This window comes from Psychrobacter sp. SHUES1 (assembly GCF_001652315.1).
Classification (GTDB): Bacteria; Pseudomonadota; Gammaproteobacteria; order Pseudomonadales; family Moraxellaceae; genus Psychrobacter; species Psychrobacter faecalis.
Map to the genome: position 1 here is coordinate 15,074 of NZ_LXWA01000042.1, position 19,835 is coordinate 34,908.

General features: G+C 43.1%; 14 protein-coding genes. 6 read left to right on the forward strand and 8 right to left on the reverse strand.

Going from position 1 to position 19,835, the window contains the following annotated elements; all coding sequences use genetic code 11:
- Positions 1-160: 160 nt before the first annotated feature.
- A complete protein-coding gene (locus tag A7325_RS14165; protein ID WP_144296250.1) occupies positions 161-493 on the reverse strand; it encodes an excalibur calcium-binding domain-containing protein in 333 nt (110 codons plus the stop codon).
- Positions 494-695: 202 nt separating this feature from the next.
- A complete protein-coding gene (ilvA, locus tag A7325_RS05110; RefSeq protein ID WP_068405198.1) occupies positions 696-2,249 on the reverse strand; it encodes a threonine ammonia-lyase, biosynthetic in 1,554 nt (517 codons plus the stop codon).
- A gap of 361 nt (positions 2,250-2,610) precedes the next feature.
- Between ilvA and rpiA the strand changes: the two genes are divergently transcribed.
- The gene (gene rpiA / locus A7325_RS05115) at positions 2,611-3,270 is read left to right on the forward strand and encodes a ribose-5-phosphate isomerase RpiA (protein ID WP_068405199.1); all 660 of its coding nucleotides are present in this window, start codon (positions 2,611-2,613) and stop codon (positions 3,268-3,270) included.
- Positions 3,271-3,429: 159 nt separating this feature from the next.
- Here the strand turns inward: rpiA and argF are convergent, their stop codons facing one another.
- From argF to dnaB, 3 genes are all read right to left on the reverse strand, one after another.
- The gene (gene argF, locus A7325_RS05120) at positions 3,430-4,353 is read right to left on the reverse strand and encodes an ornithine carbamoyltransferase (protein WP_068405201.1); all 924 of its coding nucleotides are present in this window, start codon (positions 4,351-4,353) and stop codon (positions 3,430-3,432) included.
- Between the two features lie 207 nt (positions 4,354-4,560).
- Positions 4,561-5,685: an alanine racemase gene (alr, locus tag A7325_RS05125; RefSeq protein ID WP_068405203.1), complete on the reverse strand. Its 1,125-nt coding sequence runs from the start codon at positions 5,683-5,685 to the stop codon at positions 4,561-4,563.
- Between the two features lie 188 nt (positions 5,686-5,873).
- Positions 5,874-7,277 (reverse strand): replicative DNA helicase, encoded by a 1,404-nt coding sequence (gene dnaB, locus A7325_RS05130; protein WP_068405205.1) that lies wholly within the window; start codon positions 7,275-7,277, stop codon positions 5,874-5,876.
- 359 nt (positions 7,278-7,636) lie between these two features.
- Between dnaB and pdxA the strand changes: the two genes are divergently transcribed.
- The 5 genes from pdxA to A7325_RS05155 all read left to right on the forward strand — a co-directional run bounded on the left by pdxA (position 7,637) and on the right by A7325_RS05155 (position 12,524).
- Positions 7,637-8,728 (forward strand): 4-hydroxythreonine-4-phosphate dehydrogenase PdxA, encoded by a 1,092-nt coding sequence (gene pdxA / locus A7325_RS05135; protein ID WP_068405207.1) that lies wholly within the window; start codon positions 7,637-7,639, stop codon positions 8,726-8,728.
- 358 nt (positions 8,729-9,086) lie between these two features.
- Entirely contained in the window at positions 9,087-9,728 is a 642-nt protein-coding gene (locus tag A7325_RS05140) for a hypothetical protein (RefSeq protein WP_068405208.1), read from the forward strand.
- A 143-nt stretch (positions 9,729-9,871) separates the two neighbouring features.
- Positions 9,872-10,366: a hypothetical protein gene (locus tag A7325_RS05145; RefSeq protein WP_068405210.1), complete on the forward strand. Its 495-nt coding sequence runs from the start codon at positions 9,872-9,874 to the stop codon at positions 10,364-10,366.
- A gap of 404 nt (positions 10,367-10,770) precedes the next feature.
- Positions 10,771-11,634, forward strand: a complete 864-nt coding sequence (gene rsmA, locus A7325_RS05150) for a 16S rRNA (adenine(1518)-N(6)/adenine(1519)-N(6))-dimethyltransferase RsmA (protein ID WP_068405212.1) — start codon at positions 10,771-10,773, stop codon at positions 11,632-11,634.
- Positions 11,635-11,678: 44 nt separating this feature from the next.
- Entirely contained in the window at positions 11,679-12,524 is an 846-nt protein-coding gene (locus A7325_RS05155; protein WP_068405213.1) for a symmetrical bis(5'-nucleosyl)-tetraphosphatase, read from the forward strand.
- A 185-nt stretch (positions 12,525-12,709) separates the two neighbouring features.
- Here A7325_RS05155 and A7325_RS05160 read toward each other — a convergent pair whose 3' ends face one another.
- From A7325_RS05160 to A7325_RS05170, 3 genes are all read right to left on the reverse strand, one after another.
- On the reverse strand, positions 12,710-15,151 hold the full coding sequence (locus A7325_RS05160; RefSeq protein WP_068405215.1) for a site-specific recombinase: 2,442 nt from the start codon (positions 15,149-15,151) through the stop codon (positions 12,710-12,712).
- A gap of 577 nt (positions 15,152-15,728) precedes the next feature.
- Positions 15,729-17,513, reverse strand: a complete 1,785-nt coding sequence (locus A7325_RS05165; RefSeq protein ID WP_068405217.1) for an acyl-CoA dehydrogenase C-terminal domain-containing protein — start codon at positions 17,511-17,513, stop codon at positions 15,729-15,731.
- A gap of 251 nt (positions 17,514-17,764) precedes the next feature.
- Positions 17,765-19,558, reverse strand: coding sequence for an acyl-CoA dehydrogenase C-terminal domain-containing protein (locus tag A7325_RS05170; protein ID WP_068405218.1), 1,794 nt, complete (start codon positions 19,556-19,558; stop codon positions 17,765-17,767).
- Positions 19,559-19,835 lie beyond the last annotated feature (277 nt).

The window sequence follows — 19,835 nt, forward strand, 5'->3', positions numbered from 1 at the left end:
TCAATAAACTAAGATAATAATGGTGGTTTTTTTGGGAATTAAAAGAGTAATAAGTGATTAAAGTTTTTCAAAATGGGTTTTTATGGTGAATAAGTAAAATAAATTAACCATTGTTATGACGGTCTTGTATTGCATGAATAGGAAGTCTAGAACTTAAAAATCAATGACACCACTGTTTTTCACAAGGAATGCCGTCATTATTACCATCCATTTTTGTATTAGGACAGTGCTGTATAAAGTAAGTCGCTTCTGCGCATGAGGTCATCTGAGAACAATGTCGCCTGCCATCACACGCAAAGCTTGGCGCTACCGCTGATTGCGCTGTTAGTACTAGCTGTGACGTTACAGCTGGATTTGCTACTGAGCTTGAGGTTGAACTTGCCTCTAAATCCACATACGTTGGCGGGATATCATCCAAATCAGCCGCGGTAAAAGCAGGAACTGAAGTATCAGCCGTAACATGATTGCTAGTTGTGGTTTTAGGTTGCAGCATCTTATAACCCACGAGACCTAAAACTAGCAATAATATAAACATCAGTATCTTTTGAGTCACGGCTTATCACCTAATAATAGTCGCTGCAAATGAGTAAATACTGTCAGTAAGTGATCATTATTCATTTATCAGAGCCAGCTTTTTAATCGCTAAAAGACCGACCTGATAAATGAAAGATTACCTATGCTGTACTATATGGTGATTACTTTAAAAACAATTGATAGCCGATATTGTCATTGAGCATGGTGCAGTCATAACCAATATCAAGAAGCGCATCTTGTAGCTGGCGAGAGTTACCCTCAGAGGCTTGCAAGCCAACCAACACGCGACCTTCAGCAGCACCATGATTGCGATAATGGAATAAGGTGATATTAAAATCGTCGCCCAATTTTTCTAAAAAGGTCAATAAGGCGCCCGGCCGTTCAGGGAATACCACACTTAATAACTGCTCGTTTTCCACATGGGCATGACCGCCAATCAAATGACGAATATGAGATTTGGCGATGTCATCATCGGTTAAATCATGCGCTTCATAGCCATCGGCTGCCAATTGGTTGCTAATCGTTTGACGCTCTTTCTCACCTTCTTTTAAGGCGATACCGACAAAAATAGACGCAGGTTCCATAGAGTCGGGTGATTTTTTGCTATCGGCACGATAGTTAAACTCGGTGATATTACGGCCATGTAGGCTGCGGCAAAAGTTTAAAAACGCGCCGGTTTGCTCAGGAATCGTTACGCCAAAGATGGCTTCTTTTTTCTCACCAATCTCCGTACGCTCGGCGATATAACGTAGGCGGTCGAAGTTCATGTTGGCACCGCAGATGATACCAACGCAGTTTTTGCCCTGTAAATTGTTGGCTTCAATATATTTTTTCATGCCTGCAACGGACAAAGCACCAGCAGGCTCAACGATACTACGGTTTTCTTCAAAGATATCTTTCACCGCCGCGCAGACTTCATCATTGGTACAAGTGACCACGTCAGTCTCGACTAAAGGACCTGATGCATCGCCCTTTTGCATACGCACGATATCAAAAGGCAGCTCGCCAATTTGAGCAACGGCGACACCATCAACAAACAGTCCAACTTGTTTGAGTTTAACGCGTTCATTCGCTTCAAGCGCCGCTTTTAGTGAAGCTGATTGTTCCGCTTCGACGGCGATGACTTTGACATGCGGCGCCACTTCACCTAAAAATGCTGCCACGCCAGAAATCAAACCGCCACCGCCTACGGCAACGAAGACATAATCCATGTTGCGCCATTGCTGGGTCAATTCCAGACCAATAGTGCCTTGCCCTGCAATCACCAATTCATCATCATATGGCGGAATAAAGGTTAAACCCTCGGTCTCAGCACGATTAATCGCATAACGGTTGGCTTCATCAAAGCTGTCGCCATGCAAATCGACATTACCGCCAAGCGCGCGTACCGCATCGACTTTGATATCCGGTGTGGTGGTTGGCATCACAATGATGTTATTCAAGTCAAGCTTACGGGCAGAGTAGGCAACACCTTGCGCATGATTACCTGCCGAAGCACAAATAACGCCGCGTGCTTTTTGCGCATCGCTCAATTGGCTAATACGGTTATAAGCACCGCGCAACTTAAAGGATTTAACCGGTTGCAAATCTTCGCGCTTAAATCGAATATCATTAGCAAAACGTTGGGTCAGCTTCGGTGCAGCTTCAAGTGGTGTTTGAATGGCGACGTCATAGACGGTGGCTTGCAAGATGGCTCGTACCCAATGTGACAGCATAATGTTTCCTAAACAAAGTGAAGATGAATAAAAGAAGTGCAAATGGTTATAAATTGGTATTTAATAATAAACAGCAATAAACCAGTAAAGATAAGCACAAAAACGAAATAGATTAGCCTATGCTGATTTTCACTATCTTGCAAGACACAATTGCAAATTTCGTCGAGAGTTTATTAAAGTTTAGATGCTCATTTATGAATACATTAAAGTAAGTATGCGTAATGAGAGGGTTCAATGAGTATTTAGAATAGGTTTTACGCTAACATCGCTTAGAGCCATCGGTTATAATAAGCGCGCCTTTTACTTCCTTTATCATTTTAGCTCTTTTAGAGTAAGACGTTTATTTTTCCAAGGATTTATGATGAGTGATCAGCAAGCACAAAAGCAAGCCGCAGCCAAAGCTGCCCTCCGCTATATCGAAGATGACATGATACTTGGCGTAGGGACAGGCAGTACGGTAAATTGTTTGATTGAGTTATTGCCGACGTTAAGGCTTGCTGGCGCGGTCGCAAGCTCACAGGTCACCGAAGATAAACTACGCGCCTTGGGTATCGACATCGTCGATTTAAACTTTGCCGGTCAGCTTGATGTCTATATCGATGGCGCTGACGAGGTAAATGAACATTTGCAATTGATTAAAGGGGGTGGCGGTGCGCTCACACGTGAAAAAATCGTCGCTGCGGCTTCCAACAAGTTTGTCTGTATGGTTGATGAAAGCAAAAGTGTGCAATGCTTGGGGCGCGAATTTCCCGTACCGATAGAAGTACTGCCACAAGCGCGCTCGTATGTAGCAAGGCAATTAGCCCGTTTGGGCGGTGAGCCGGTTTATCGTGAAGATTTTGTCACCGATTATGGTAATGTGATTTTAGACACCTATGATTTGGATGTCAGTAATCCATTGGCGTTCGAACAAGAGTTAAATAATATCGTTGGCGTGGTCTGTAATGGTATTTTTGCTGCCAATCAAGCCGATGTGTTGCTTAGAGCGGGCAGTGATGGGGTGACAACTTTGACGCGTTAATGCATTATTGATAGAATTTAATGCTATAACTTATCGCTAAATAAAGTCATAAACAATAAAAAGGCAGCGCATTAAAATATGCGCTGCCTTTTTCGTATCTGTTCATCTGCTGCTTGCTGGTTTAGCAAAATATCACGATATGTTTTTAACAACCTATTTTTAGGCAGGTAGCTTAATTTTGTCTTTTAATAAAAATTCCATCAAGGCTTTTTGCGCATGTAATCGGTTTTCAGCTTCGTCCCAAACCACTGAGCGTGGATCATCAAGCATATCGTGAGAGATTTCTTCGCCGCGATGCGCAGGTAAGCAATGCATAAATACCACTTCGGGGTCAGCTTTATCAAGCAGTGATGGCGTAACTTGATAGGGCGCAAAACGGCGTGCGCGAGTATTTTGCTCAGACTCTTGTCCCATACTCGCCCAGACATCGGTGACGATTAAGTTTGAATCTTTTGCTGCATCTTGCACATCTTCGACCAAGCTCACGCAATGTGAGAAGCGCTCCATCAGTTCAGGATTAGGCTCGAAGCCATAAGGGGCAGCAACACGCAGCTCAAAGCCAAACTGATTGGCCGCTTGCATGTAGGAGGCGCACATATTGTTGCCATCGCCAACCCAAGTAACGATTTTGTTTTCGATACTGCCGCGATGCTCATAATACGTTTGCATATCAGCAAGCAGCTGGCACGGATGAAATTCGTCAGTCAGGGCATTAATAATCGGCACACTTGAGTATTCGGCAAAGGTTTCAACTTTTTCGTGGCCAAAGGTACGAATCATAATGATATCGACCATGCTTGAGATAACGCGCGCCGAATCTTCTAGCGGCTCACCGCGCCCAAGCTGCGTGTCGTTTGGCGACAGAAAGATAGCGCTGCCGCCAAACTGTCCCATACCCGTCTCAAATGAGATACGTGTGCGAGTGGATGATTTCTCAAATATCATGCCAAGCGTCCGCCCAACGAAGGGCTGATATATCTCGCCGGCATGTTGCATTTTGCGTAATTCACAAGCGCGTTTGATGAGGTTTTCTAGTTCTTGTTTGGTTAAATCAGATAGGGTCAAAAAATGGCGCAAACTCATAGTAATCCTAGCAGTCGATCACAATCGATGAAAAATCGATAAAAATGTTACGTTGTCAGTCAGTAATCATATCGCGTCAGTGCATATACTGTGGTGACAACAAACTTTTAGTATAGCGCAATTGGGCTTAATGTAAATGTTCAATTTGCCATGATTTGGCGCTGTCTCTTTTATCTGGCAAACTGTCATGATGTTCATATCTAACGATTAGGATTCTGTTATGTTTCGAGTTGGGCGCGCGCTTAGGCGGCATAGCAGCTCATAGCTAATGGTTTCAGCATGGGCGGCGACTTCATCGACGTGCGGCGCGTCACCCCACAGTAATACTTTACTATTTAACGCCACGCTGTTTGGCACAGCGCTGACGTCAATGACAATCATATCCATGGCTACGCGTCCGATGACCGCACATGGGTAGCTTTGGTTGTTGGTATCGTCAATAACAGAAACATAGGCATCAGCACTCACCACGCGTGGATAGCCGTCACCATAACCGATGCTGACTAACGCTGTTTTGGTATCTTGCATCGCAGTCCAGCGGCTGCCATAACCAATGCCGTCACCTGCGTTGACTGTTTGTAGCGCGATGATTTGGGCGCTAAATTCCATTGCTGGCTGTAAGTCCAAATCACGCGCACTTTTATCAGTGACAGGCGTACTACCGTAAAGCATGATGCCCGGACGTACCCAATCGTGATGATGCTCGGGGAAATTGACGATACCTGCTGAGTTGCACAATGAGCCTTTTACATCGCTGCTCACCGTTTCTCGTAACGTCTGTAGCATGTCGTTAAAGCGCTGGATTTGAATGGCATTTAGAGGATGAGCGCGGTCGTCGGCATTGGCAAAGTGAGTGGTTAAAATCAGCTGATAACCGGCTTTATGCAAACGTTTGGCTGCTGGAATCAGCGTTTGGTCATTAAAACCTAAGCGGTTCATGCCAGTATTATATTTTAGCCAAACCACTCGAGTGGCGCTGGTAGTCGGTGGGGTTTTTTCTAATGCCCACATTAATTGCGGCTCATGATGAATCACGCAGCTGATATCATGCTCTATCGTTAGCTGCCATTCCTTGGCGGTAAATGCGCCTTCGATGAGACCAATGGTTTTATCCCAACCTAATTGACGGGCTTCTAAAGCTTCTATCAAGGTTGCAACGCCTATACCATCAGCCTGTTGCTCGCCTTGTTGCAATGCTGGTAGGACAGCAGCGACGCCGTGGCCATAAGCATTGGCCTTGACCATAGCAAGGATTTTTGCCGTCGGTGCCAGTTTTTTAACTTGCGCCAAATTATGAGTAATGGCGGCTGGATTAATTGTGATAGTGCGCATAATTGCCTTCTTTATTGACAAAGTTATTTTTATTAGTAAAACGATTTCATTAAACAAATGATGTTATTAATAATGGGGTAAAGCAATAAAGCCAGTGCGTCATCAATTTGGCTGATGACGCACTGGCTAGTTTTATTCATAGTCGTTTTAAAGTTAAAGCTTATTATATGTATTGTTTAGTCAGCCGATTATTCATCATTCTCAAAGCTGACGTTTTGATAGTATTCTGGTGTCAGGTTAATAAAGCGGGTAAATTGCCCTTCAAAGCCTAAGCGGACGGTGCCGATAGGGCCGTTACGCTGTTTACCGATGATGATTTCAGCCACACCTTTGTGGTCTGAGTTTTCATTATAAACCTCATCGCGATAAATAAACATAATCAAATCGGCATCCTGCTCAATCGCACCCGACTCACGCAAATCCGACATGATAGGGCGCTTATTTGGACGGTTTTCTAGACTGCGGTTAAGCTGGGACAGCGCAATAACCGGACATTCAAGCTCACGAGCCAAGGCTTTTAAACTACGAGAAATTTCCGAGATTTCGCCCACACGGTTGCCGTCAAGACTAGGTACTTTCATTAGCTGTAGGTAATCGACGACGATAGCGCCAAGTTTACCATCATGATTTTTAGCAATACGGCGACAGCGCGAACGCAGCTCAGAGGGCGGCAGGGCGGTACTGTCATCGATATATAAATGCTTAGATTGCAAATGCTGAATGGCATTCATCATTTTTGCCCATTCATCTTCATTCATTTGCCCAGAGCGCAAGTGCGTCTGATTAATCGCACCCCAAGACGACAGCAAACGCATGACGATGGACTCCGCTGGCATTTCCATCGAAAATACCACCACGGGCAAATCTTCATTAAACAAAACGCCTTCTGCTAAGTTCATAGCAAAGGTGGTTTTACCCATAGACGGACGCGCCGCTACAATGATTAAATCGCCGGCTTGTAAGCCTTGGGTTTTGTTATTTAGCTCGACGAATGGCGTTTGTAAACCTATCATGCCGTCAGGATTAGACTTTAACTCTTGAATCTTATCAATGACATTGGTCAATACTGAGGTAATACCAACGGGGCCGCGTTGCTCTGCGCGTTTATTATGCTGCTCATTGATACTAAATATTTTTGCCTCAACATTGTCCAAGATATCGCTTACCGTTTGGTCTTTGGGATTATAGGCAAGGGTCAGCATGTCATTGCCCGTGGTAATGAGCTGACGTAAGGTCGATAGCTCTCGCACGCGCTGCGCATAAGCGGTGAGATTAAACAAGGTAGCAGGACTTTGGCTTAAAATATCGGCCAAGTAGCTGTCACCGCCGGCACCTTTAAGCAGTTTCTGTGCTTCCAACCAATCATGCACCATGACCGTATCGTAAGGCTCGTTGACCGCTGCCAAATGCGCAATCGCATCAAAAATATACTGGTGACGCCCCGCATAAAAATCGTCTTTGGTGACGATATCTGCAATCTTATCGTATGCCTCTTCGATACTCATCAAAGACGCCAGTAAGGCCTTTTCAATATCAATATTGTGCGGCGGTGTCTGATTGAGTAAGTCGTCGGTTTTTTCGTTGTCTGCCATGGGTGCCCAGTGTCTTAAAAGTCAGTTTCAAAAGTCGGTATAAAATTAATTATATAAGAGTATAAATAGCTATGTGCTATCAGTATTTATTTTAGGAGTGATACCGTCACGCAAGCGCGGCATAGCTCTACGAGAGAAGTACCAAAAGGTGGTCTCAGCGCTTGCTGGTAAATGCTACAATGAAAGGCGAAAGTTTAACACATTCTAGCGTTTTTTCGGCTGCTATCAGTAATTATCTATAAAAATGCCATCTGCTATGATATAAAATTTACGCCGGCTTAGACCCTCTTAAACGCTCGTTTTCATAATAATAAATCCAATAAAAACACATTCTTAATATCAAACTAGGATATTTTACTATGCAAAAAAGACTACCATTATTAATCACAACCGGTGAGCCTGCTGGTATTGGTATGGATATCGTGCTGCTATTAGCAGCTGAGGGTAAATTGCACGATTTTAAGCGTCCAATCTGGGTTACTGCCGATAGCACCGCAATGCAAAAGCGCGCTGATATGCTGGTAACAGCAGGCGTGCTCGAGAGCTGTCCATTTTGGCAAATTGTCGATTTGGAAATAGAGGCCGATGAATTTTTAAATCAAATGTCACAGCAAATTATTGATGACAATGATGATAATGCGTTTATTTTGTTAAATACGCCTTGTGCTGAACCCGTTGTCTGCGGAAAAATTAATACTCGCAATTCGGCCATGGTTGCCAAGCAGTTGGATATCGCCCATCAGTTAGCGACCAACAAAACAGTCGCTGCCATCGTCACAGGGCCATTGCAAAAATCTGCCTTAATAGATGCTGATATTAAACTGCTCGATGGCACCATGTTTAGCGGTCATACCGAGTTTTTTATGCAGCAAAGTGGCTGTGAGAAAGTCGTGATGATGCTCGCCAATCAAGCCATGAAAGTGGCGCTTGTTACCACGCATTTAGCATTAAAAGACATACCTGCGGCTATCACTGCTGATAATGTACGCCAAACGGTACAAATTGTCATTGACGATATGCGCGAGAAGTTCGGCTTAACGCAGCCACGTATTTTGGTTTGCGGTCTTAATCCGCATGCAGGTGAGGGCGGTCATTTGGGCGTTGAAGAGATTGAGATTATCAATCCCGTATTGCGTGAGTTTATCGACGTAGGCGTCGATATATCAGAAGCAATGCCAGCGGATACCTTATTTACCCCAAGACATTTAGCCAACTGTGACGCGGTCATTGCTATGTATCATGACCAAGGTTTACCAGTGCTCAAATCGCACGGCTTTGGCGATACAGTCAATCTTACCTTGGGGTTGCCGTATATTCGTACCTCAGTTGATCACGGTACGGCGCTTGATTTAGCAGGGCGCGGCGGCGCAAGTGCGACCAGCTTATACCAAGCACTCCTGATGGCCAATGAGATGGCAGATAAATCGCTTGTTAATGGACTTCTTGCATAAGTTAGTGCCCTAGTGGCATTTGTCACGCAGTACTGGGTAACTTTGTTGTGAATAACGGCTATTTATGAATCATCAAACACGGTCTAATATAAGCGGTTCCATTATAGCAGTCTGTTTTAAGTGGTCTGTTAATAGGTTTTAAGGGTGAAATTGCTGGTTCCGCTAGGGTATACCCTGCTGTTAGATAGTTAAACGAAAGTTCAAATGAGTTTCGGTATGAATACGCTGAAACAAATATCGTTTGATTATTATTTTCCTTCGAGCTGGTTGAACAAAGTGTGCTAAGTTGATGTTTACAGTATTAAGAGAATAGGTAAAATTGTTAATCAATAGTTATACATTGTAGGAAATAAATCTAATGAACTTTTATGAACCTAATAGTGACGAATACTATCTTGAATCTGATGAGTGGGCTACAGATAGGCAAATGCTAGTAAAAGAGAATTGTGATTTACTTAAAGTAGAGCAAGCGAATCAATTTAATTTGGAGCATTTTTTTGTTAAAGGTAATAACGATATTAAACCTACACCTAATCAAAATTTTAATTATTTCACATTGCCTTATGAATTAGGAGATGAACTAGATAATGGCTTAGATGCTGGCGACATTTGCATGAAAATTATTGAAGAGAACTTGAAGGGTGATATTTTGATAGCATCAACGGATAGAGATAAATGTTGCTTTATACAATGCTCTACTGTAAACGAAAGTGTGATCTATCAATTAGGGCAGATTCATATAAACACGCCTTTTATTATTTTTGATAATACTCAAGATTTATTTCTATTAATTGATTTTGATTTACCGCTTCAAATTATTGGATATAAACACGATATTATAGATAGTCATGGGTATATTCGTGAAAATATTGGCGTTGAAGGTTGGCAAACAATATTTAGGAGATATGGAAGTTACGTGAACATGCCAATGTTTTTTAAACAGTATTATTACTTTCTTTTACCCGAAATTGTCAAAAGATATTTGGCTGACAAAAAGTAAATACGGTAGCGTATCTCAATTATCTAGATAAACCATTTAAAATCAGCTAAAGCCTATTTATGATAAAACCTGTTCGGTGCCTGTATAGAGCATCGAACCGTCGGCTATATATTAAAAAGCCTTACCGCTAACGAGAGAAAGGCATGAAAGAAAATAATAAAGGTTTTTTTAGTCAACGCACATTTAACATATTTTTCTCTGGAGTATTTGTTTTCATTATGGCTATGATGTTCAAAGAAAAATTAGAAACACCTGAAAATTATCTTGAAAACGTCAAAAAAAGTGAAATTATTGCTCGAGAAAAGCTTGCACCCTCTTTAAAGGAGATTTTTAAGAGTAACTCAATATCTGAAGGTCGAACGAGCAGGGGTAGTAGTTCGTTACGTTACGGAATAATGTTTGAAGATAGTGATGGTATAACTGACGATAATATAAGTAAAATCAAAGCCGATGGTTGGATACAGTATAAAAAAGATTATCAGGAGAAAGGGCGATATTTATTCTGTAAAGATAAGTATGGGTTAGCACTTGGGGAGAATAGAGACTCTACTTTTGTAACTATAGAATTTAGTAAATCATCCCCATGTTGGGATTTTGAGGAAACTTTAAAGAAGGATTTTTATCAGTTGGTAAAATAACCTCCATAGTGGCACTTAAAACTTCAGCAATAGTTCTATCCAAGGCTTTTTAAGCTTGATAATCTAACGTTTTGTACACCATGAAGTACACTGAGACTATCTCAGCGAGTTAAAACGTTGATACCATTAGCCCACAGCTTAGTGTTCAAGTCCTCACTAGGGTACCATGCTCATTCTCATAATCGTCATTATAATAAAGGATTTTAGAACAAAAATAAGGCACTGTGTCGGTTGTGATAAGGTATGGGTAGTTTATTAATAATAATGTCTCAAAAATACAGTGTAATTATGAGCTGTGCTATAATTTTGTATTACAAAGCCAGCAAATAAAAGCGCATATAAATCCAGCACATTGCTGCCATAGCGCTATAGTCCATTTATCTTTTATCGATTAAGACCTTTTTATGTCCAAAACTACGTTTGATGCTCAATCTATTTCTAACAGCCTACGCGCTGCCAAACACCAACCGCGTAAACGCTTTGGTCAAAACTTCTTACATGACCGTAGTGTTATACGTGAGATTGTTGAGAGCATTCGTTTAGAGCGTGACGATAATTTGGTCGAGATTGGACCCGGTATGGGCGCGCTAACAGAGCCGCTATTAGCAGAAGTCGATGCGATGACCGTGGTCGAGCTGGATCGTGATTTGGCAGATAGTTTGCGCATTCGTATTGGGGCTAATAGCCATCCAAACTTTACGATTATCAAAGACAATGCCATGCATGTTGATTATCGTCAGCTATATAGTCCTGAGCGCGGCAAGCTGCGCGTGGTGGGCAATCTACCGTATAATATTTCTACGCCGATACTCTTTCATTTGCTCAGTTATGCTGATGTCATTCAAGACATGCATTTTATGCTGCAAAAAGAAGTGGTTGAGCGTATCACCGCTGAAGTTGGCAGCAAAACCTATGGTCGTCTATCGGTCATCATGCAATATCATTGCGATACCGATTATTTATTGACCGTACCGCGCGGCGCCTTTAATCCGCCGCCAAAAGTCACCAGTGCGGTTTTTCGCTTGACGCCGCATATCAATAAACCAATCGTAGCAGAAGATGAGGAATATTTCGCACTTGTGGTACGTGAGACCTTTAACCATCGCCGTAAGACACTACGCGCTATTTTTAAAAATTCTACGTTATTGCCGACGCTGAGCGAAGCCGATTTCGCCGCTTGCGACATCGATCCACAAGCGCGTCCGGAAGTGTTAAGTGTGAAAGATTTTGTCAATTTAAGCAATCAAGCGCGTCACTTAGCGTCTTAATTTATTAGACGCTTAATTTATCAAACAAAAATGATAGAGGGTTTATGAGTTTTCGCCATCAATATGTCATCGGTGATTTGCAAGGTTGCTATGCGGCCTACCTGCAATTACTTGAAACTTTAGATTTTGACCCAGCGCAAGATAAGTTATGGTTTGCCGGCGACTTGGTGGCACGCGGCGAAGATTCGTTAAGTACCCTACGTCATGTCAAAGCACTATGTGAACAAGGGGCTGCAGCAACGGTATTGGGCAATCACGATATCAATTTAATTGCGGTTTGGCGCGGGGCAACAGCGCTCAAGAAAAAAGATAAGACCGCACCTATCTTTGCTGCTGATGATTGCGATGAATTGTTAGAATGGCTACGCCATCAGCCACTACTGGCTTATCCTGATGAGCAGACGGTATTGGTACATGCGGGTATCCCACCGCATTGGACGATTAAGGCGGCGGCGAAATATGCACAGCAGTTAGAGGCCCAACTAAAAGGCAGCTTAGAACAGCTTGATCGCTTATTGCCGAATCTATATAGCAAAACTGCCGATGAGTGGCATGCAGACATTCATGGCTATACCAAAATGCGAGCAATTGCTAATTATTTCACCCGTATGCGCTTATGCAAACAAGATGGCACGCTTGAATTTGATTTTTCAGCAGGATTAGATGAGCCAATGCCAAAGGATTTTTTGCCTTGGTTTGAATGGCAAGTACCACGTGCCCGCAAGATTTTATTTGGTCATTGGGCGGCGCTTAAAGCTGAGGTTGATTTGCCGCATGCGCGTGCACTTGATGGTGGCTGTGTTTGGGGTAATTATTTATTTGCTTATCGCTTGGGCGACGGCAAAGCCATCACCTCAAGTGCTCACTGCCTACCACCAACAGAAAAATAGTCATGCCACTTTATATGCTATAGTGAGTGAAAAGTAATATCGATACATCAGCAATACCGTAGCGTTTTTAGGTTATTTTGACTATATTGTCTGATATAAAATCTGTAAAAAACTAATTTATCATTTAATTCGTAAATCAAAAAAACCGTTAGTTAAGCGGTATTTAAGCCACCAACACCGTCCCCTTAACTGGGTAGGTTTGGTGGCTTTTTCGGTTTAGGCAAGGGCGTTTTGGCATCGCCAGCAGCTTTACTATCAGGATTGCTGTCGTCGTCTTTATACGACTTATCGTATTGGATGTCATTACTATAAGGGACGCTATTTAGCTCCTCATCTATTAGTCCATCATCGAGGTCGATCGTTTTTTTGGCGCTTACTGGCTTAGTAGTACTGTGCGTTTCTCGACTTTTCAGCGCCGCGTCGGCATGACTATCCGATATATTATTATCATAATCTATATCAGTAATGGCCTGCTCATTTTGCATGCTTTTTTGCTTAGATTTGGGCAGAATTTTGACGTCAGATAAACGGCGTACCACATAGTTATGCGGTATGGTCTGTCCGCCTTTATGAGCATTGGTATCATCAAAAATCATGTGACCTTGGCTATCGATACGAGCGTATTTCATAGGTTTGTCACGTGGCCAAAAAAAGTCGGACGGGTGGGTCAGCATATGACTAAAAAGCTGCTTGGTTAAACGGCTCCATTCCATAAACTTGACTTCTTTAGAGCGCAGTGCGACAAACAATGCCAGCGAGAAACTGACCATGAGGTTGACCATACCGATAAGGGCAACGCCCAAAATAGAGATGAAAAAAACCGTCCAATCCCATTGATTAGCAGGTATGTGAAATAGCCCATGCGCCAGATTCGCCGAGGCAAAAGCGATATGACGTATGTCAATCGGTAAGCCAAATATAAAACCTATGGTAGCCGTACTGCCTAAGAACACCCCGAATAAAAAGTTGCCCATAATGGCGCCGAGATTGGCTTCGATAAAGCCGCCTAAACGCTGAAGCCAAGCTTTGGGTAATAAGTATTGCAAAAGCTTATGACGCTGAATACGGGCGCCGATTTGGTTATAAACCGCCAGATTATCATAGTAACCTGCGATAAGACCGGCTAAAAATAAATACACGCCAGCGATAGCCGCATGAGGAAGTGCTAGTGAGTGAAAGGGGTCAAGGTCATGCAATAAGTGTGCGGCTTTGTCAGTATTGATCATCGGAGTACCAGTATACTGTAACCACGCAAACGAGATAATCAGGGCAACAGGTATGGCTAACATGACGTTACCCATAATCGCAACAAACTGGGTACGTAAAATATCGACCACTAGCTCTGATAACTTGTTTAATTGGTGCGATTTCTTACCAGAACCGTCAGAGATGGTAGAGGCGATTGCCGCCGCTGTCATAGCCGGTTGTTTGGTAGCGACCGTACCGTGGACGATGTGAATAAATACAAAGCCTAAACCATAAATCATACTATTGATAAAGGCGCGTCCCATCGGCGCCAGCGCCAGATGGTACGCCAATATCTTAGTAGTTGCCATAAAAGCAATGATAAAGCCACCGATGGAAGCTTTTTTAAACATTTTCTGGTAGCCAGCTTTGTCGGTACTAATATAATGCTCACCGACGCGGCTGGCGTTTTCGGTAACTTTGCGCGATAGCAGCTTGGTATTATTATCAATCAAATAACCAATACTATAGCGGCGACTGGCACTCGTAATCAGCGCTTGAATAAGCTCAATAATAGCCTGATCACGCTTATCATAGTTGTCTGCTACCAGCTCAGTTAAAATACGCATCCGTTGTAGGCTTTGATCCAAACGCAGCATCATGTTGGTTAGGCGGATTGAAATACCGGTTTTATAAATACGTTTACGGATAGTGGCAACGATATCTTCACATTGCTCAATCATCACTAGTAATGGCGCAGGATCGACCGCTTTGTCAGGGATAATATCGGTCAGAGTATCAAGCTCATGGGCTTCTCGGTATTGATTGACGTAGAGGACAGCTTCTTGATTTTGTGCCACAAATGACGCCGAGTAATTGAGCATTTGCGGATAAAATTCCATCAAATCTGGATGCAAGCCGATGCCGCTAATCCGATACGATAAAATGATAATCGCGTTCAAGATACTGTTTTTTGCCGTTGCGACCAAGTTTAAATGCTGCTCATTGACCTTGAGTAGGCCGACCATCTCATCCCATTTGTCTTTGTCAATATTGGCAAGCCAGCGCTCATCCGAGCGTCTGTCAAATAAATAACCGACCAATTCTATAACGGAATCTTCTTGTGGCAGCAGGGGTAAAAAACGATGACCGATAAGGCGGCGCAGACTATTAAAAAAGCCTTGATCCGACATGATGCCCGTATCGGTATATAACGCAATTTGGCGATATTCAATGATGAGTTTTAAAACGAAGCTTGACAGTCCATCGGCGTATTCTGGATGCTGACGTAAAATATCAATCAAATCTTGCATCTTTTGATTAGCTAATGCCGGCTCTTTGTCACTGACACGTAGCTCATCGATTAAGCGCTTGAGTACCGCAGGATCTGGCACATCACTTAAGGCAGTAATCTGTTGTAAAATGTGTTTTATTTCTGACACATTGCATCCCTTATGGTAGTTATTTCAATCATTGTTATTATTGAGTATGGACAAGGAGATATTTTTTTAGCAAATGCTGTGTTTATCAATATTGCAACAAGTGAGGGGAGTTTTTGAGTGTTAATTTTTAGCGTGCCAATGCATCACTTTACTGTTTAAAACTAAAAAACCCTTATTAAAGTTAGGGCGTGTCCTCAATTCAAGCGCTTGTATCTAAATGGGCTAAAAATGGCTAAATTTTGTCAAACATCGTCAAATAGCTGACTAATATCTCGATATTATTTGCGCTATTTTCCTCGTTTGATGGCAATTTATCTCATTTTTATCACCATTTTTAAAATGAGGACACGCCCTAATAAGCTTAGCTCTGCGTTATTTTAATCGTAACCATCTCTCGGCGCTTAATTATTTTGTTAACAGTTATTCTGACCTTTACTATGCTGATTTCTCTTCTTTCTTTAATTCGTCTAATTTCTTTAATGGCTGCCACAATATTTTTGGCAAAAAAAGGGACAGTAGCGTGACTGTCCCTTTTATCGTTGTACGGTATGGCTTACTTTATTATAAAAGTAAACAATTAGCTAGCAGGTACATCAAAGTAACTAAGATCAAAGTTCATCATTGGATCACTGCCAGCTTTTACCATCTGCGCGTGAGCGTCGATACGTGGCAAGATACGACCGACGAAATAATCGGCAAGCTTGGCTTTATTGGTGTAGAACTCACCTTCTTTACCATTCGCAGCTTCGACCATGAGTGCAAACATATATGAGTAGGCAAGGTAGCCAAACGCATGCATGTAATCAACGGCACAGCCATTAATTTCACTCTTACGTGCGCCAATATTGCTAAGTACTGTAGTGGTTAACTCTTCAATCGTATCAGCAGCGTTTAGCGTTGCTTGCTTGATACCATGATCCGCTTGCATATTATTGACAAAATCACGAATCTCACCTAAGAAATGGGTGACATATTTGCCGTTATTTTTTGCCACTTTACGACCTAGTAGGTCAAGCGCTTGGATACCATTGGTGCCTTCATAAATCTGAGCAATACGGGTATCACGGACGATTTGCTCCATACCCCATTCGCGGATATAGCCGTGACCGCCGAATACTTGCTGACAATCAATGGTTGCTTCTAACGCTTTATCGGTCAAGAAAGCTTTAGCAACTGGCGTCAGTAAGGCAACGCGTGCAGCGGCTGCTTGAGCGGCTACAGGATCGGTACTAAATTTCTCTTGGTCTAGGTTTTTGGCGACGTACATCGCAAAACAACGTGACGCTTCGGTGTTGGCTTTGGCATTTAACAGCATACGGCGTACATCGGCATGATAAATAATGGCATCAGCAGGTTTTTCTGGGCTTTGAATTTGGGTATCGCTACGGCCTTGACCACGGTCATTGGCATATAGTGCCGCATTTTGATAAGCAAGCTCAGAACCACCAAGACCTTGCAGACCCATGGTCACGCGCTCATAGTTCATCATGATGAACATTGAAGACAGACCGGTGTTTTCTGCGCCAACCATCCAGCCTTTGGCATTATCAAAGTTCATCACGCAAGTGGCTGAGGCTTTGATACCCATTTTATGCTCGATAGAGCCAACTGCTAAAGTGTTGCGCTCGCCCAAGCTGCCATCTTCATTAACCAAGAATTTTGGTACCACAAACAGCGAAATACCCTTTGAGCCTTCTGGCGCATTCGGGGTTTTTGCCAATACCAAATGAATGATATTTTCTGTGAGGTCATGCTCACCGCCAGTGATAAAGATTTTGGTACCAGAGATATTGTAGCTACCATCGTCGTTTGGCACGGCTTTAGTTTTGATAATACCTAAGTCAGTACCAGCATGCGGCTCAGTCAAGCACATAGTACCCGACCATTCACCGTTGTACATTTTCTCTAAGTAAGTTTGCTTTTGCTCTTCAGACGCCGCCGCATTTAAGCAAAGCGTTGCGCCTACGGTTAGGTTTGGATATAGAGCAAATGACTGGTTGGCGGTAAATACCATCTCTTCGGTCAACATAGTGACCATTTTTGGGAAACCTTGACCGCCGTACTCAGAGTTACCACTTAAGCCAACCCAACCTGATTCGGCATACTGCTTATAGGCGTCTTTAAAGCCAGTAGGGGTGGTGACAACGCCATTACCTTCAAAGGTTGCGCCTTCTTCATCACCGCTACGGTTGATAGGTAATAAGACGTTTTTTGACAGTTTTGCCATTTCTTCCAAAATCATATCGACAGTTTCCATATCGACATGAGCAAGGTTTTCATTGTTTTGCCAAAATTCAGGCGCCTTAAATACGTCGTTTAGGATAAAGCGCATGTCGTGAAGAGGGGCATTATAAACAGCCATAAACATTCCTTTGGTTTAAATAAATAAAAGTGAGTAGGGCAAAGCGTTCAATTTTCTTGTGAGTGCAGCTTAAACATAGATAGTTAAAGTTTAGCAAATTAGCGTAACCACGGGTGGTTTTCTTCGTGAATTGTGCGTCCACCAAAAACTATTAGCAATAAAGCTGCTAAGAAAATCGGCAACACACCTAAGTATGTTGCCGATAGGAATTGCTTATTAAAATAGATACTACACTTGCAACGTTCTATACATTAAAACGCAAATTGATCAACGTCCATGGTCATGTACGGCTCAACACCAGTGCTGATGCGCTGTACGTGCGTGGTGGTACGTGGCAATAATTTTGCAAAGTAGAATTGCGCGGTTTTGATTTTGGCATCGTAAAAGGCTTTTTCGCCAGTACCGTCCGCCAATGCAGTTTGCGCAACCAAGGCCATACGCGCCCATAAATAAGCTAGCGTGACATAACCGCTGAAGTATAAGTAGTCAACTGCTGCACCGCCAACCGCATCTGGGTTTTCAGTCGCTTGCATACCGATACGCGCGGTTAAATCGCCCCATTCTTTCAGGTGTTTGGCAAGTGGGCGGATAAATTGACCCATTTGATCGTTGTCTTTGTTCTCTTCGCAGAAAGTTTGGATGACTTTAACAAAGTTGGCCAGCATTTTACCTTGTGAGCCCAATACTTTACGGCCGAGTAGGTCAAGCGCTTGGATTTCAGTGGTACCTTCGTATAAGCAAGCAATACGGGTATCACGGACGTTTTGCTCCATGCCCCATTCGCTGATAAAGCCGTGGCCGCCATAAACCTGTACGCCATGGTTAGCCGCTTCTAGACCAGTTTCAGTCAAGAATGCTTTAGCAATTGGTGTCAATAGTGACAGCATTTGGTCAGCAAACTTCAGGTCATCGCCTTCGCCTTTTGCAACAGTATCCGCAAAGTGTGAGAGGTAATAAACGAGGGCACGACCGCCTTCAGCAAAGGCTTTTTCGGTCAATAGCATGTTACGAACGGCTGGGTGAACGATGATAGGGTCAGCGACTTTTTCTGGCGCTTTCGCACCTGATAGTGAGCGCATCGCTAAGCGGTCTTTGGCATAGGTTAATGAGCCTTGGAACGCATATTCTGCTGCCGTTAAACCTTGAACGGCGGTACCGATACGGGCCACGTTCATAAAGGTAAACATGCACTGTAGACCGCGGTTTTCCGGGCCAATCAGATAGCCAGTCGCGCCATCAAAGTTCATCACACAAGTTGCTGATGCTTTGATACCCATTTTGTGTTCAATAGAACCACAAACGACGTTGTTGTTTTCGCCTAGGCTGTTGTCTTCGTTTACCATCACTTTAGGAACGATAAACAGTGAGATGCCTTTAGTGCCAGCAGGTGCGCCTGGTAGACGGGCTAGGACGATATGAATGATATTGTCGGTTAGGTCATGCTCGCCCGCTGAGATAAAGATTTTTTGACCAGTGATGCTATAAGTGCCGTCATCGTTTGGCTCAGCTTTGGTGCGGATAATACCCAAGTCAGAACCCGCATGAGCTTCAGTCAAGCACATAGTACCTGACCATTCGCCGGTGACCATTTTTTCGAGGTAAGTTTGTTTTTGCTCTTCAGTACCATGGTGCTCGATGGTTTGAATCGCGCCATGTGATAGGCCAGGATACATAGAAAATGACCAGTTCGCCGTGCCAACCATCTCATTAATGACCGTCGATAATGAGAACGGCATGTTTTGACCGCCGAATGCTTCTTCAGCAGACAAGGCTGGGAAGCCAAGCTCGCAGTAGGCTTTATAAGCTTCTTTAAAGCCTTTTGGCGTGGTGACAGTACCGTTGTCGAAATGACAGCCTTCCGCGTCGCCGCTTTGGTTTAATGGTGACAGCTCATTTTCCGCAAAGCTTGCCGCCATCTCAAACAGACTGTCCATCAACTCACGATCCGCTTCTTGGAACGCAGGTAAGGTTTTGTAGTGACTTTCGCTGTCAAGTAACTCATGCATCACGAATTGGATATCACGTAGGGGCGCTTTATATTGCATAACTTCCTGTCCTTTTTTAGGATGCGACCGGCAGTAAAACAGCAACTGTCATCGACTATTATGAATAGTCTGAGTTGCCAACTGTTTACTGTTAAAGGGTTTGTCTGTATCAATAACGGACAACAACACCGATCATATGAAATAAATTGAGAAGAGTGAAAAAGAATTATGATTGTATTCGTAAATTCTTGGTAAAAGATAGGCGTTCACTGGCAAATATACAAGTTTGGTGACAATACTGATAAGTCATCAACCTGTGTTGCATCCTATATATCAT